At 64.7% G+C, this 13,156-nt stretch carries 15 protein-coding genes; 6 read left to right on the top strand and 9 right to left on the bottom strand.

The annotated features are described in order from the left end of the window. Positions 1 to 2: 2 nt before the first annotated feature. Together HH308_RS15065 and HH308_RS15060 are read left to right on the top strand one after the other, a co-directional pair. Positions 3 to 947: a tyrosine-type recombinase/integrase gene (locus HH308_RS15065; RefSeq protein WP_170195031.1), complete on the top strand. Its 945-nt coding sequence runs from the start codon at positions 3 to 5 to the stop codon at positions 945 to 947. Between the two features lie 125 nt (positions 948 to 1,072). Next, positions 1,073 to 1,441, top strand: a complete 369-nt coding sequence (locus HH308_RS15060) for a tyrosine-type recombinase/integrase (RefSeq protein ID WP_170195030.1) — start codon at positions 1,073 to 1,075, stop codon at positions 1,439 to 1,441. Here the strand turns inward: HH308_RS15060 and HH308_RS15055 are convergent. Continuing rightward, entirely contained in the window at positions 1,438 to 2,865 is a 1,428-nt protein-coding gene (locus HH308_RS15055) for a hypothetical protein (protein WP_170195029.1), read from the bottom strand. The two genes, HH308_RS15060 and HH308_RS15055, sit on opposite strands and share 4 nt — an antisense overlap. Positions 2,866 to 2,958: 93 nt before the next feature. After that, a complete protein-coding gene (locus HH308_RS15050; protein WP_170195028.1) occupies positions 2,959 to 3,198 on the bottom strand; it encodes a helix-turn-helix domain-containing protein in 240 nt (79 codons plus the stop codon). A gap of 103 nt (positions 3,199 to 3,301) precedes the next feature. On the opposite strand from HH308_RS15050, the gene HH308_RS15045 reads away from it, so the two are divergent. Then, positions 3,302 to 3,820, top strand: coding sequence for a hypothetical protein (locus tag HH308_RS15045; RefSeq protein WP_170195027.1), 519 nt, complete (start codon positions 3,302 to 3,304; stop codon positions 3,818 to 3,820). 104 nt (positions 3,821 to 3,924) lie between these two features. Here the strand turns inward: HH308_RS15045 and HH308_RS15040 are convergent, their stop codons facing one another. The 3 genes from HH308_RS15040 to HH308_RS15030 form a co-directional block, all read right to left on the bottom strand. Further along, the gene (locus HH308_RS15040; RefSeq protein WP_170195026.1) at positions 3,925 to 4,275 is read right to left on the bottom strand and encodes a hypothetical protein; all 351 of its coding nucleotides are present in this window, start codon (positions 4,273 to 4,275) and stop codon (positions 3,925 to 3,927) included. Between the two features lie 205 nt (positions 4,276 to 4,480). After that, positions 4,481 to 5,632 (bottom strand): hypothetical protein, encoded by a 1,152-nt coding sequence (locus tag HH308_RS15035; protein ID WP_170195025.1) that lies wholly within the window; start codon positions 5,630 to 5,632, stop codon positions 4,481 to 4,483. A 609-nt stretch (positions 5,633 to 6,241) separates the two neighbouring features. Beyond that, positions 6,242 to 6,421 carry a hypothetical protein gene (locus HH308_RS15030; protein ID WP_170195024.1) on the bottom strand — a complete coding sequence of 60 codons (180 nt, stop codon included), beginning with the start codon at positions 6,419 to 6,421 and terminating at the stop codon, positions 6,242 to 6,244. 137 nt (positions 6,422 to 6,558) lie between these two features. On the opposite strand from HH308_RS15030, the gene HH308_RS15025 reads away from it, so the two are divergent. Both HH308_RS15025 and HH308_RS15020 read left to right on the top strand, forming a co-directional pair. Next, positions 6,559 to 6,960 (top strand): PaaI family thioesterase, encoded by a 402-nt coding sequence (locus tag HH308_RS15025; RefSeq protein WP_170195023.1) that lies wholly within the window; start codon positions 6,559 to 6,561, stop codon positions 6,958 to 6,960. 31 nt (positions 6,961 to 6,991) lie between these two features. Next, on the top strand, positions 6,992 to 7,336 hold the full coding sequence (locus HH308_RS15020; RefSeq protein WP_170195022.1) for a DUF1801 domain-containing protein: 345 nt from the start codon (positions 6,992 to 6,994) through the stop codon (positions 7,334 to 7,336). A 151-nt stretch (positions 7,337 to 7,487) separates the two neighbouring features. On the opposite strand, the gene HH308_RS15015 is transcribed toward HH308_RS15020, so the two are convergent. From HH308_RS15015 to HH308_RS30445, 4 genes are read right to left on the bottom strand one after another with little or no spacing between them, the layout of a single operon-like run. Then, positions 7,488 to 8,537, bottom strand: a complete 1,050-nt coding sequence (locus HH308_RS15015; RefSeq protein ID WP_170195021.1) for a DUF8320 family protein — start codon at positions 8,535 to 8,537, stop codon at positions 7,488 to 7,490. After that, positions 8,534 to 9,790 carry an ATP-binding protein gene (locus HH308_RS15010; protein WP_170195020.1) on the bottom strand — a complete coding sequence of 419 codons (1,257 nt, stop codon included), beginning with the start codon at positions 9,788 to 9,790 and terminating at the stop codon, positions 8,534 to 8,536. Before HH308_RS15010 ends, HH308_RS15015 begins: the two co-directional genes overlap by 4 nt. Continuing rightward, complete coding sequence (locus tag HH308_RS15005; protein WP_312870604.1) at positions 9,760 to 10,413, bottom strand: response regulator transcription factor; 654 nt, start codon at positions 10,411 to 10,413, stop codon at positions 9,760 to 9,762. The genes HH308_RS15010 and HH308_RS15005 overlap by 31 nt, the downstream gene beginning before the upstream one ends. A 34-nt stretch (positions 10,414 to 10,447) precedes the next feature. Continuing rightward, positions 10,448 to 10,822, bottom strand: coding sequence for a response regulator transcription factor (locus HH308_RS30445; RefSeq protein ID WP_312870603.1), 375 nt, complete (start codon positions 10,820 to 10,822; stop codon positions 10,448 to 10,450). 218 nt (positions 10,823 to 11,040) lie between these two features. Between HH308_RS30445 and HH308_RS14995 the strand changes: the two genes are divergently transcribed. Further along, positions 11,041 to 13,155, top strand: a complete 2,115-nt coding sequence (locus HH308_RS14995; protein WP_170195019.1) for an FAD-dependent oxidoreductase — start codon at positions 11,041 to 11,043, stop codon at positions 13,153 to 13,155. The last annotated feature ends 1 nt before the right edge of the window (position 13,156 follow it).

Raw genomic sequence — 13,156 nt, 5'->3', positions numbered from 1 at the left:
ACATGGCTTACATCCGCACCTACAACACGATGCAGAAGCGTAAAGGCCGCGCGATCAAACGCCACGAGATGATCTGGCGTGAACCCGTGCGCGACGAACGCGGGCTGCCTGTTCCAGCGGACCCAACCAACCCCGAGGGGCGGAAGAAGTACCAGAGTCGCCAGAAGTCCTTCGTAGATCGTGAAGCGGCAGAACGCTTTCGGGACCAGCTCAACGCGGAGAAGCATCAGCCGGGCGGAGTCGCGGTGCCGCGGGAGAAGCTGTTCGCACACGCGGCGGAAGCCTGGCTAGCCAGTCGCACCGACCTGAAGGCCAGCACCCGCGTCGAGTACGAGAATCTGTTGCGCCCCAAAGTGAAAGCCCATAAGGACACCAGCGGCGAGAGCACCGCGCACCTGTCTGTCATCTCCACGTTCGGCTGTAAGGCGGTCGGCAGCATCACCCGTCAGCAGATCGCGGAATGGGTGCAGGCGCTCACCGCAGCGGGTAAGAAGCCCTCAACCGTCCGGCACGCCTACTTCGTCGTGAAGATGATCTTGGAACAAGCCGTGGCAGACGGCTTGCTGCGCGACAATCCAGCCGATCACGTCAAACTGCCGACCGAGCGCACCCCCGAGAGTGGGACGCCGGGCGTCGTCGACGACCCAGACATGTTTCTGACCGCCGAACAGGTATCGGCGTTGGTGGACGCCACGCCCTGGCCGTACAACGTGTTGATCCACGTAGCCGCTTGGAGCGGCCTGAGGGCCGCAGAGCTGGCCGGGCTACAGGTGGGCGACGTGCATCTGCCCGCGCGGCAAGTCAGCCCCAAGCCGACGGCGCTACGAGTTGACCAGACTCTTCGCATTCAGGCTGGCGAACCCGTTTACGACACTCCCAAGACGCGCGGTAGCCGACGAGTCGTACCGGTCCCCCGGCGACGGCACAGATTTTCCGCGACTACCTGAAAATGCACCCGCGCGCCGACGAACCCACCGCTCCCCTATTCCCAGCGTTCCGGCTGATCGCGCAGAAGCCCACGGGCGTCAAGAACAGGGCCGTAGGATCTGCACCAGCACGCCAAGCCGACGCGTTGGCCGCGCTCACCGTCGCAGAGGCCGAGGAACGTATAGAACTCGACTGGTCCCAGGCCGTCAGGCATCAGAACTTCTACAAGGCGGTGTTCCGACCTGCGGTGCTGCGCGCCAACCGTCAGCCAACGCTCGTAGGCTTGCCGCCCGCGCTGAAATTCCACAGCCTCCGGCACACATACGCGAGCCTGTGCGTGGCAGCGGGCATTCCGCCGTTGGAGATCGCGCGATTCATGGGCCACGCCAAGGTCACCACGACGCTCACGGTGTACGCGCACCTGTTCGAGGACGACCACGCCGACGCAATGAACGCCCTGGCTGCGATGGGCACGCCGACCACCGGAGGGAACGTCATTCGACTGAAGAGCTAATCGAATAGGCCGATCGACTTTCCGTAAATTTCAAGCTTCTTGAGTACATAGTTCGATATATCAGCCGATCCTGTCGAATTTCGCCACATAAATTCAAGGCGAATCAATTCCCCAGTAGGCAGCGTAACAATGAGATCGCTGTAATATTTCCGATCCTTGCCGAACAGTTTCTCGGCTTCAAAATCCGCGATTACTCCCGCTTCTTTCAGGGCGATTGCGATGGCATTGTTTATTAGCGTGTCGTTATCTGAAGCTATCGCCGTCAGGTTTGAGAAAGCCGACAATGTGTTGCCTTTTGCCTTCGCCCCTCTACGCCCGGTACCGAGCGTAGAGCCTAGCAGCAGCTTTGCGAGAGTCGAGTCTCTAATTCGATCTAGGGCCTTGGAATCCTTGCTAGTCGACATCCCTTTGTCTGCCATTAGCTGACGAAGATTATCGTCCGCGAACGTGCGTGCTACAGCTAGCGCAGCGAAGACATCCAAGTACACGACTCGGGCGTCCAGCACCGTACCCAATATTCCCAACCGGTCCGGGAACCTCTGGAGTTCAGCAACAATGTTCGCATTGGTTGATGTCATCATGCGATCAATATCGGCATAGGCGTCGCGACCACGCGTAACCGCATTCACCGCGCCCTCGGCGTTCGAATCGGAGACAACAATGGTCCAAACTCGCAGTGATTCTTGGGGCATCAAACCCCGCACTAGTTTCAAATTCTTTTGAAGTTCAACTCGCACATGCCCCAGGAATTCGCCAATTGTCTCGCTGCTGGCAACTAACTCTTCGGCACGTTCTACGCTCAACCCCAGGTTGTAGATGGACGCACCCTGATTGAGCGCACCGATTGTCTGATCTGCGATTTTGACAAAATCGGACTTGGGTGGCCCTGTAAACAGATGAAACTCATCGTCGAAACCGAGCAATGCCTTCGCGCCGACGCTGCGTGCTATGTCTGCGAGAAGTACCACCATGCTGTCGGTGTTAACAGGCCAGACAAGGAGGCTGGTCCGCCCGGCTTCGGTCCGCACGAAGTTGTTGGCAGCGTGAAGGTAGCTCTCTATGGACTCGCGCGCCACTTCACCTAGCGCTTCGCGCCCTTCGACGATGACGAGCCGAGGGTTGGTAGTCATGGGCAATTCGCGCAACGCTGCTGGCAATTCTTGCTGACTGTCGACTGACGCGATATCAACTTCTCGAAATAGGTTTATAGTCTTGGCGAATGTCGACTTCCCGGCACCTGACACGCCTTTCAAGATCATCAGCCCGCCACGCGCTGCAGAGCGAATTTCAAGGAATCGTTGATCGACGGCGCCGAGGCTAGTTTCGACTGGCGTCACCACCCCTCGGAGGGTCGCAGCGTCCTCAGCGGCCAGCGCCTCAAACCTGTCGGGTACTCGGAGAATCTCGCGCTCTGCAGATGTCACTCGATCATTCTGGCACGAGGAGCGCGTGAGCTACATGCCGCCATCATCGCGGGCGTGCAGGAACCCGCTTACGCGTGTAACCGTCGCGTCCGTTCAGACCAAATCGTCGAGCAAAGCGCCGGGGGTGGTGCGCAGGCCGTGCGCGATCTTCAGAATGTTCTCAACGCGGGCAGACCGTTGTCCGCGCTCGACCTGCCCGAGGTACGTCCAGTGAACACCGATCGCCTCAGCTGCGCCTTCTTGGGTCAGGCCGAGAGATTCGCGTTGCTGCCGTACGCGGTCGCCGAATGCCGCCAGGGTGGCGTTCGTGGCGGGCTTGCGGTCGGCGGGCATTGCCACCAACCACATACGCCCCAACTGCGATCGTCCAGAGCTGAAACGTCGTATCCGCTGGTGGTGTTGAATGAGTCAGTCCAACCAGACATAGGAGACAGATGTGACAAACAAACGAATCGGCAGCATCGTCGCAGTCGTGGCAGCGACAACCTTCGCCCTGGCCGGGTGTAGCGACAGCGTCGACACAAGCGCACCCACCACAACGCAGGCCCAGGCGACAACTACGGCGGAGGCGAAGTCCGGCACCTTCGATATCAACATGCACGTCGCGGGAATGGCCGACAAGTCGTACGCGAGCGGCCTGTGCAAGTTCTACGATGCTTCCTTGCAGCCCGGCGATCCGGTTGTGCTGAAAGGCGCCGACGGAAGCCTGCTAGGCAAGAGCACTCTCGTACTGGATCACGTGGACACCACCTCCGACCTGTGCGACCTGGCGTTCAGCATAAAGGGAGTGAAGGCCGGAGAATCGGCGTATGAAATCACGGTGGGCGACTACAAACCGATCGTGGTCAGCGAGCAAGAATTGCAGCATCCGTACTACCTGAGCCCGCGAACGTCGGTTCAGGCTGCCGCAGGATCGGAGAGCCAGCCAATCAAGCCTGACAAGGTTGGTTCGTAGCCGTTAGCAGCGCGAACCCCGTTCACGGAGTGAGGTGTGAACGGGGTTCGGGCTTCTCGGGCAGTGGGGTAACCCGAGGTCTTTGGAGCGGGCTGAGCGGTGCGCTATCGGATCAGCGACGCCGTGCTGGTGCCTGGGGGGGTGCTGCGCGCGTCAACGCTTGCGGGCCGCGCTGTCACGGTCAGCTTCTTCTGCGACTTGACCAACGACGGGGTGATGTCGAGTTTGCGGTTGGGCTTGCCGCGATATCCGACGATGCCCTTGGCCACCGCGCCGCGACCTTTGGGCGTGCGGAACTCGGCGCCGACCTTCACACCCTTGTACGCTCCGCCCTTGCCGACCGCGAGGTTCTTGGTGAAGCTGCCCGACACGTAGGCGCGCTTGGTGGCCGAGGTGACTTTCGTACCCGCGCCAGCAAACCGTCCCAGCGGGTCGCGTTTATAGGTGCGACTCATCGGCGGCCTCCCTGCCGGTCAGCCAGTTCGTCGGCCAGCTGGCCTAACGGGTTGGCGACGGGAGGCGTTGTGCCCCTGTATATTCCGCCGCGGCTTGGCGGTGCGTCTTCCAAGCCCGATGGCACGAGGCCCGGTCCCCAGGAGTATTCGCCGGCTCCGAGCGCCTTCTCGCCGGTCGGTCGAGGCTGATGCTCGTTGTCGTACATCAGCGCCACGCCCACGTGGGAGCGGTATACGCGCCGGAGGCCTTCACCTGCACCACACACGCAGCTCCGCGACGGCGGACGCCCACACCGAACGAACGTTGAAAGAAGCTGTCCTGCAACGGATACCGCGCTACGGTTCCCGCGATCTGACGCAACCCCTGATAGTCGGGGTTGGGGTGCTGGCGGAAGCCGATCACGTTGGCGGGGCTGTTCGGTCCGCCGGTCGCAACGACGGCGACGTAGCCGAGAGGCACGTATGCGCTGGGACATACCCACGCCGGTCCGTACGAGCCCAGTACTTCCAGGCCGCCGAACTCGCCGGGTGCGATCTGCCCGACGATGTTGTCGGTAGTCATGTACGCGGGTGCGCTGGCGCTGGGCACGAAGTCGTACTTCGACTCGACGCCGCTAGTCTCCACGCCAGCCTTGAACGTCGAGATGACTTCGGCCTCGGCCGGGTGGCACAGCACGAGCAGCCGCGATAGCGCGTCTACGCCAAATCCTTTGCTGCGTACCGCATTGATCGCGTCGACCAGGTCGCCGGGGTCCAGTTCAGAATTGCCAGAAACCAGGTAGTGCGACGTGCTGGCCGCGAAGTTCTGACCGGCGTAGCTCGGCGGAACCAGGCCGTCGGTACCGTTCCACAGCCCGAACACGCGAGTCATGTTCTCATTCGCACCCTCGGCGGGATCGAACAGCCGACGCAGGATCGTGCCCGTGACGAGACGATTGTCGGCCTCCAAGGCGCGGTTGATGGCGCTGCGCACTTGTTCGGCGCTGGCCGCGCGGAGGAACTTCCAGGTCATGCGGCTGGCGAGGTCAAAGTCTTTGAGGGTGTAGCCGAGGATCAGCGCATCTGGTTCTGCCGCAATGCCTTTCGGCTCACCGAACTCGCTGGCTTCCTCGAAGTTGTCGCCGCCCAGGGTTTGCGGGATGGCGTCGCCGGGCACGACGGTCGGGTAGCTGACGAGCGAGGCCAGCGCGGAACGCTTGCTGTTCCATTGAGCCACGACTGCGGCAACTTCGTCCCAGATGAGATTCAGGTCGACGCCGTCGCCGGTCTGGGAAACGAGGACGTCGCCTTCGGTGGAATAGCCGCGCGCGCTGTCCGCGCCGTACGCCAACAGGTCGTGAAGATCGGTGAGAGTCATTGGTACTCCTTAGATTGATTTTGCGAGAGAAGCAGAATCCGGTTGTCTGCGCGGTTTCAACCACTGAGGATTCCGACTGCTCGCGAGTTCAACCCGAGAGCGGGGGATGCAACAGGCACAGCCTGTTGCGAAAGGCGATTAATGCTCCGAGGTGCGCAAGAAACGTGGAATTGGAGACGCACCCGGGAGCATCGAACGGGAGCTGACCGGGCACAGCCCGGCTACCGGCCACTGTAGGCCCAGCCCTACCCCGGCACCACCCCTGCCACCGGGGGCCAAGCTGTCACTAGTTCAGCGGTGGCCGCAGGTACGCAGGCGGTAGCGATACGCTAGCTCTCACCTGCGAGAATGCTGAGATCTCGCAAACTTAAGGGCTGGTGGTATTACTCGGCAAATGGCAGAACATCAGCTTCCCAAGCTGAATACGCGGGTTCGATTCCCGTCATCGGATCCAGTGTTTGTGCAGGTAGAGCGGTCTCCCAAGGTTCTCCAACGCCAGTCACGCCGCAGCACACTCGCTCTGGTCGGCCGATTTGCGCTCGGCCCAATGCCACTCGACGAACCAGCGGATGGGGCGTGCCGTCGGTGGATCCAGGTAGGATCCATGCCCTACAAGCACACCGTCACACTGACCGGCCCCAACGGAACTCCGAAGCACAGCGACACTGAACCGAACGCCGAAACCTGGTGCGGCTCAACGGGTGCGGCCGATGCGGTCGTCGGAACTGCCGTTGCCACGGCGCCTGCGGCGGCCACCGCGAGGAGACCGGTGATGATTCGCTTCTTCATGTGGGCTCCAATCGTGGTCGACGCACACGACGTCGAAATGTTAGTCCGACTAATTGTAAACCCGCGCGCAACCGGCAAATTCACCATTACCTCGGAAGTAATCGCTTCCGGCCCCGACACCCGGCATCCTCGAGGCCATGACTGACACCGACGGAACCGCGCTGTTCCACTCCACCATGCCCCTGTCCGCGAAGCTCGGCGTCGAGGCGCTCGAAGTCACGCCAGAACGGGTCCGCAGCCGACTCGCGTGGGACGAGAGCCTGTGCACGATCGGCGGGGCGCTGCACGGCGGGACTTTGATGGCGTTGGCCGACTCCACCGGAGCCGTCTGCGCCTACCTCAATCTCCCCGAGGGTAAACAAGCGACGACGACGGTCGAGTCGAAGACCAACTTCCTCCGGTCGATCAGATCCGGCCACGCGACAGCGACCGCCACTCCCCTGCACGCGGGACGATCCTTCATCGTCGTCGAAACCGAAATCCGTGACGACGCAGGCAAACTCGTCGCGAAGACCACGCAGACCCAGGCGTCCCTGTGACGTCGTCCGCCGGATCGGTTAGCGTGGGCGGATGACCAGCGACTGGCGCGAGACCCGAGTCAACGACATCCGCGAACTGATCCGGCAGGCCGACCCCGACGTCGCCGAAGAGATCAAATGGCGCAAGCCGTCCAATCCCGATGGCGTGCCGACGTTTTCGCTCGACGGCCTCGTCTGCACCGTCGAAACCTACAAGGACAAGGTCAAGGTCACCTTTGCCCAGGGCGCCGCGCTGGCCGACCCGACCAAGATCTTCAATTCCAGCCTCACCGCCGGAACGCGTCGCGCCGTCGACCTCAAAGAATCCGACAAGCTCGACGACGCCGCGTTCGTCGATCTGGTCCGGGCAGCCGTGGCGTTCAATCGCGGCGGCTGACCGCCGCACAAACCTGATCCGCGACGTCGGCCCGGTGAACCCCGGTCCCGGACAGATACGCCCCAGCGTTCGTGCTTCCGCACGACCGAAAGTGGTGGAGCGAAGAGTCAGCGGCTCCAGAACCGCTCATACCTCCCACGAGCCACGCCGATCACTCGTCGTCGACCAGCACTGACACCACCTCACCGGTGGGCCCGAACTCCAGTCGGCGGTAGCCGGTGCCGGTGTCGGCGACGACGGTGCCCAGCCGCTCGCGCCCGGTCGGCAGGACGCGCGCGGTCACCCGCCCGTCGCGGGCGGCGTCGAGCTCGGTGGCGAGCGTCGCGCGTACCGCGCGGGCCTGCGGCGAGTCGACCGACGCGATGGCGCCGTCGTCGAGCAGCACCACTTCGACGCCGCGCAGCCGGGCCGCCCGAGCGGCGGTCACCACCGGTTCCGCGGCGAGAACCGTGCCGCGCAACCCATCTCGCAGGTGCGCCTCGAGCATGCGGCACTCGATGCGCTCGTCGGTGGTGAGTTCGGCGCCGTCGGCGATCCGTTGGAGCAGGGGTCGCGCATCGGTGTCGAGTTGTTCGATGCGACGGTCGCGGACGTCGAGAATCGCCGCCGCGCCGGCCTCGTCGGCGGCCCGCTGCGCTTCGCGGCTGCGTAGGGCGTAGATCGACTCCGCCGCGGGACGAATCGTGTACGCGAAGAAGGTCGCCATCCCGAGCGCCGCGAAATTGCTTCCGGCGAGCACCAATCCGGCAGTCGGCCCCATCCCAACACGCCACGTCCAAACCACCAACGCCCCGATCATGGTGGTCAGTCCCAACCAGCCGAAGGCGGATCGGCCGCGGACGCACAGGTAGGCGAGGACACAGGTCACCGGACCGGTCATCCAAATCGCGTGCGGGTCATAGGTATCCATCGATATCGCGGGCACCGTGAGGACGACGGCGAGGGGGCCGCTGAGCGCGATGCACGCCGACGCCCAGACCGGCAGCGGGTCGCCGCCGACCAATAGCAGTGCCGCGCCGCTCGCCACCACCAGACACCACCCGACCAGCGGCAGCCACAGCGGCGACAGCCGGTCACCGCACCACACCACGAGGGCCAGGTTGACCACCGTGTTGAGACCGAAGATGAACCACGCGGTCCGCGTGTGGAGGCCGAGCAGCGTCCGGGTGTCACCGTCGGCCCCGGCGAGTCGAGCGCTCATGCCTGCGCCACCCAGCGCAACGACACCACGGTGCCCTCCGTCGGCGCGGACAGTACTTCGGCCGCCCCGCCGTCGAGCTGGCTCATCCGGCCCAGGATGCTGACCTTGATTCCCATGCGGTGGTGCGCGATTCGCTTCATGTCGAAGCCGACACCGTCGTCGTTGACCACCACTCGCAACGCGCCGTCGGAGATCTCGACGACCACCCAGCGTCGAGCCGCGACGAGCGGCCCCGACGCATGGCGAACACTGTTCCGCACCGCCTCACCCAACGCGGCGGCCACCACCCGGACCACGTGCGCCGGCACCTCGTGATTCGACGACGGGTCGAGCACCCGGAAGGTGATGTTCTCGTCGGCATCGGTGGCGGCGGCCCGCAACAGCGCCACCGCCTCGACAGTCCGAAGCGGATCCTGCCGGCGATCGGCGTGGCGCAGCCCGTCAATCTGCGCAAGGGTCCGCGTGGCCTGGCGCTGCAAGGACGCGTCGACGCCGGTGGTCGCGGCGAGCAGCAGGGTCGAGAGCACGCCGTCGTGCACCAGCGCGTCGAATCGTTCGCGCTCCACCTCCCGCGCCTCGGCCTCGGCGGCCGCGGCAGCGTGTCGGCGGGCGGTCACCGTAGCCTGATCGAGGTGACGACCCGTTCGGATCGCCATCACCGCACCGCCGACGAACACACTGCAGAAGCCGACGGAGAACAACGTGTCGAGGACGAGAATGGTCGCGCCGTTCCATCCCCGCGAACTGTGGGCGACCAGCTGACACAGCGTGCAGATGGTCAGCAAGTGGATCGCCACGAACGGAGTGGACCACGGCAACGACGCGGCCAACGCAGCGAGCCCCGGCATCAGCGCCATCCACGGGACGGCTCCCGCCTGCCCGCCGGGCGCCACCACACCGGGTGCGATCAGCAGCCAACTGATCGGCGCGACCAGGAACGACAGCGCGGTCAGCGCCGCCGTCGGCGCGATCCACCGCTCCTGGCCGAACGTCACCGCCCCCAGGGCGAACGCCGGCGCCCACACGACCACGACCAGGGTGGGCGTCCACCACGCGGGCATCCACGCCGACTGTTCGATGATCTGCGGCGCCAGCACCAGCAGAAACAGCAGGTATCCGACGCTGACGAACCGGGCGAACATCCGCGCCAGCCGACGTTCGGCCGGTCCGACGTCGAGCACGCCGACTCGCCAGGCCAGGCCGGTCCGCGGGCGTGGTGCCGCTACTCGCCGTAGTGCGGTATCGGCAGCCACCCGTCCTCCACAGCTCGCTTGTACAGGTCGGTCTTGGTAGGCGCCGGCCGGCCCGCCTCGGCGTACTTGCGCCGGATCCGGTTGAGATAGTCGTTCACGGTCTGCTCGGCGAGTCCGGTCAACCGCGCCACCCGGGTGACCTTCTCACCGGATGCGTACAACGCCAGCACTTCTCGCTGGCGCGGGCTCAGGCCGACGTCGGGCAGGTCGGGGTCGGCGTCGATGGCCGCGGCCCAGTCGGTGGTCATCACGTGACCGCCCGACGCCGCGACTCGAAGCGCCTCGACCACTTTCGCCGCCGGCTCCGACTTGCGGATCACGCCGAGCACCCCTGCCCGCGCCGCCGACCGCACCAGGTACGGATTCTCTCCGCCGGTGAAGATCAGCACTTCGAGTCCGGCATCGTGCAACGCTTCGACGTTCGCCTTGGGCGAGGTGCCGTCGGCGAGTCGCAGGTCGAGGACGACGAGGGCGAAATCCGCGCTGTCGGCGAGCAATTCGCCCACGGTCGGCGCCCATGCCGTCAGTTCCAGATCAGCCTCGTCGACGAGCATCGCGCGCAGTCCGAGTGCCACCGATTCATGGTCCTCGACAAGTCCGATTCGACGTAATCCGTTCTGCACGGTGCACCCTCCTGATCAGCCGACTGATCTGAGGCTAGTCCAGCTCATCGAGGCGAACGTGACCGTCCTGCAGGGCTCGCACCAGCAGGCTGGCCTTGGTCCGCGCCGGCCGCCCGACGTCGTCGTACTTCTGCCGAATGCGGGTGATGTGCGTGCTCACCGTCGACGTGCTGAGGAACAGTCGTTGTGCGGCTTCGGTCTTCGAATCGGTCATCACCCACATTCGCAGCACCTCGCGCTCGCGTTGGCTGAGTTGCGGCGGTGCGGTGCGGTGCGCGGCCAGTCCGCCGCGAAGTCCGACCGCGGGCGGATGCATCGCCCGACGTCGCAGCATCTCCAGCGGTCGATGGCCGGCACCGTCGCACTGCCCTGTCGTACTCGTCGAATTCTCGGGACTCGCTGTCCACACGGTAGTCACCCTCACCCCATTCTCAGCTGTTGCCCGACTGACCAATCCTGTGAGAATGCCGCGTAGAGGACAAGACGGAAAAGCCTTGCCCCTGAATCGATGGGCACGCTTCGCACCGCTAAGGAACTGCTCGACGCTCAGTCGATGGGCCGACGGTCCGGGCACCGAATTCCATCACTTGTTCAATCACTGATTGAATCTGCGGTACGCTCAACCGCATGGCTAGAACACGTTCTTATTCCCATATCCTGCAGCCCGGCCGAATCGGGCCGATGACGCTGCGCAACCGTGTGGTCCTGCCCGCGATGGACATGAACGTCTGCGTCGACGGCGAGATCGAGCAAGCCGACATCGACCACTACGCCGCTCGAGCCGCAGGCGGAACAGGCCTGATCATCACCGGGGCATCGGCCATCGCCTATCCGATCGGTGCCACCAGTACCAAAGAGCCCGGACTCTCCGACGACCGGTTCATCCCCGGTCTGACCGCGCTCGCCGACGCCGTACACGCCGCCGGCGCCAAACTGTGCGTGCAAAGCACCCATCACGGCAAGATCGCGCGTATCGACACCCTCGACGACCGCGCCATGCTGGTGCCCAGCACACCGAACTTCAGCTACGACATGAGCGCGCTCGCGGACTGCACCACCGACGAACTGATGAAGATGGCCGCGGTCACCGCGGGTAAGCAGGGCAGCTATCGGGAAGCCACCGCCGACGACATCGCGTGGCTGATTCAGTCGTGGACCGACGCCGCCGTCCGCTGCCGGAAGGCCGGCGTCGACGCCATCGAAATCCATTGCGCCCACGGCTATGTCCTCGGCGGATTCCTCGCTCGGGCCGACAATCAGCGCACCGACGAATACGGCGGCAGCCTGGCGAATCGCGCCCGCCTCGCCTGCGAGGTCATCGCGTCGGTGAAGGAGGCCGTCGGCGACACGATGGCCGTCATCGTGCGTGTCGCGGGCGAAGAATTCGGTCAGGAGGGCAGCCTCACCAATGCCGAGGCCTGCGCGGCGTCGACGATGTTCGAGAAGGCGGGCGCCGATGCCATCCATGTGACCGGCTGGGGCCGAAACCCGTTCTCCAACTTCACCGATGGGCCGTTGCCGAACAAGGTCGGCGCGTATGTGGAGCTCGCCGCCGAGGTCCGCAAGCACGTCACTGTCCCGGTGATCGCCGTCGGGCGCATGCTGCCCGACGTCGCCGAGCAGGCCATCGCCGACGGCCGCATCGACTTCGCCGCGATGGGCCGCCAACTGCTCGCCGACCCCGACCTGGTCAACAAGCTCGCCGCCGGCACGCCCGAACAGGTGCGTCCGTGCATCAATTGCTATGTCTGCGTGCAGGAGAACTTCTGGGACGACACTCCGCTGTGCGCCGTCAACCCGACCTTGGGCAACGAAGAGCTACTACCCCTGCAGCCCACCCGTGCCGCCAAACGCGTCGTGGTGATCGGGGCGGGGCCGTCGGGCTTGGAGACCGCGCGGCTGCTCACGCTGCGCGGCCATCGGGTCACCGTCGTCGACAAGTCCGACCGCCTCGGCGGCACGCTCTGGTTCTCGACGCTGACGACGCCCGACAACGAGCGGCTCCTCGACTGGCTCACCGACGAGATCACCCGGCTCGGCGTCGACGTCCGGCTGAACACCACTGCGACAACGGAATTGATCACCGCGCTCGGTCCCGACCACGTCGTCGTCGCGACCGGCGCGGTCCGACCGCGCCCGGATATCCCCGGCGGCGACCTCCCCCACGTCCACACCGGCGACACACTACGAAGTCTGCTACTCGGAAGCGCCGAGGACTCGGACGGCTCCCGCACCCTGCGGGCGATCGGCAAGCTCGGCAAGTTGTCCGGAATCACCAAGAGTCCCAATGCAATTCGGAGGCTGACGCGGACTTTCCTGCCGATGGGGCGCAACGTCGTGGTGATCGGCGGATCCCTGGTCGGGCTGGAGCTTGCCGAGTGGCTCGCCGATCGCGGCCGCTCGGTGACGCTGCTGGACTCCGGCAAGCAGCTCGGGCTGCCGATGGCGATGCCCCGTCGATGGACCGCCGTTCGACGCGCGGGCGAGCTCGGCGTCGACGTTCACCGGCAGGCGCTGGTTACCCGAATCACTTCCACCGCAGTCGAATTCACCGTCAAAGACACGACCCATTCGGCACCGGCGGACATGGTTGTCTACGCCGCTGACACGACGTCGGGCGCACCGCTGGCCGAAACCCTCGCTGCGGCAGGCATTTCAGTCGAAGTGGTCGGCGACGCCGGTTCCGTCGACTACATCGAGGGCGCCATCAGATCCGCCTGGAAGTTCGCAACCACGTATTGAA

This window comes from Gordonia asplenii (assembly GCF_012933505.1).
GTDB classification, from domain to species: domain Bacteria; phylum Actinomycetota; class Actinomycetes; order Mycobacteriales; family Mycobacteriaceae; genus Gordonia; species Gordonia asplenii.
Note: the sequence above shows the minus strand (reverse complement) of the source record. Positions and strands in the feature narration are given on the sequence as shown.

What these genes read in the sequence shown, in the direction of transcription:
- HH308_RS15035 (WP_170195025.1), bottom strand. Translation starts at nt 5,632, where the DNA reads ATGACTCTCACCGATCTTCACGACCTGTTGGCGTACGGCGCGGACAGC.
- HH308_RS15030 (WP_170195024.1), bottom strand. Translation starts at nt 6,421, where the DNA reads ATGAAGAAGCGAATCATCACCGGTCTCCTCGCGGTGGCCGCCGCAGGC.
- HH308_RS15050 (WP_170195028.1), bottom strand. Translation starts at nt 3,198, where the DNA reads ATGCCCGCCGACCGCAAGCCCGCCACGAACGCCACCCTGGCGGCATTC.
- HH308_RS15015 (WP_170195021.1), bottom strand. Translation starts at nt 8,537, where the DNA reads ATGAGCGCTCGACTCGCCGGGGCCGACGGTGACACCCGGACGCTGCTC.
- HH308_RS15020 (WP_170195022.1), top strand. Translation starts at nt 6,992, where the DNA reads ATGACCAGCGACTGGCGCGAGACCCGAGTCAACGACATCCGCGAACTG.
- HH308_RS15065 (WP_170195031.1), top strand. Translation starts at nt 3, where the DNA reads ATGGCTTACATCCGCACCTACAACACGATGCAGAAGCGTAAAGGCCGC.
- HH308_RS15025 (WP_170195023.1), top strand. Translation starts at nt 6,559, where the DNA reads ATGACTGACACCGACGGAACCGCGCTGTTCCACTCCACCATGCCCCTG.
- HH308_RS14995 (WP_170195019.1), top strand. Translation starts at nt 11,041, where the DNA reads ATGGCTAGAACACGTTCTTATTCCCATATCCTGCAGCCCGGCCGAATC.
- HH308_RS15040 (WP_170195026.1), bottom strand. Translation starts at nt 4,275, where the DNA reads ATGAGTCGCACCTATAAACGCGACCCGCTGGGACGGTTTGCTGGCGCG.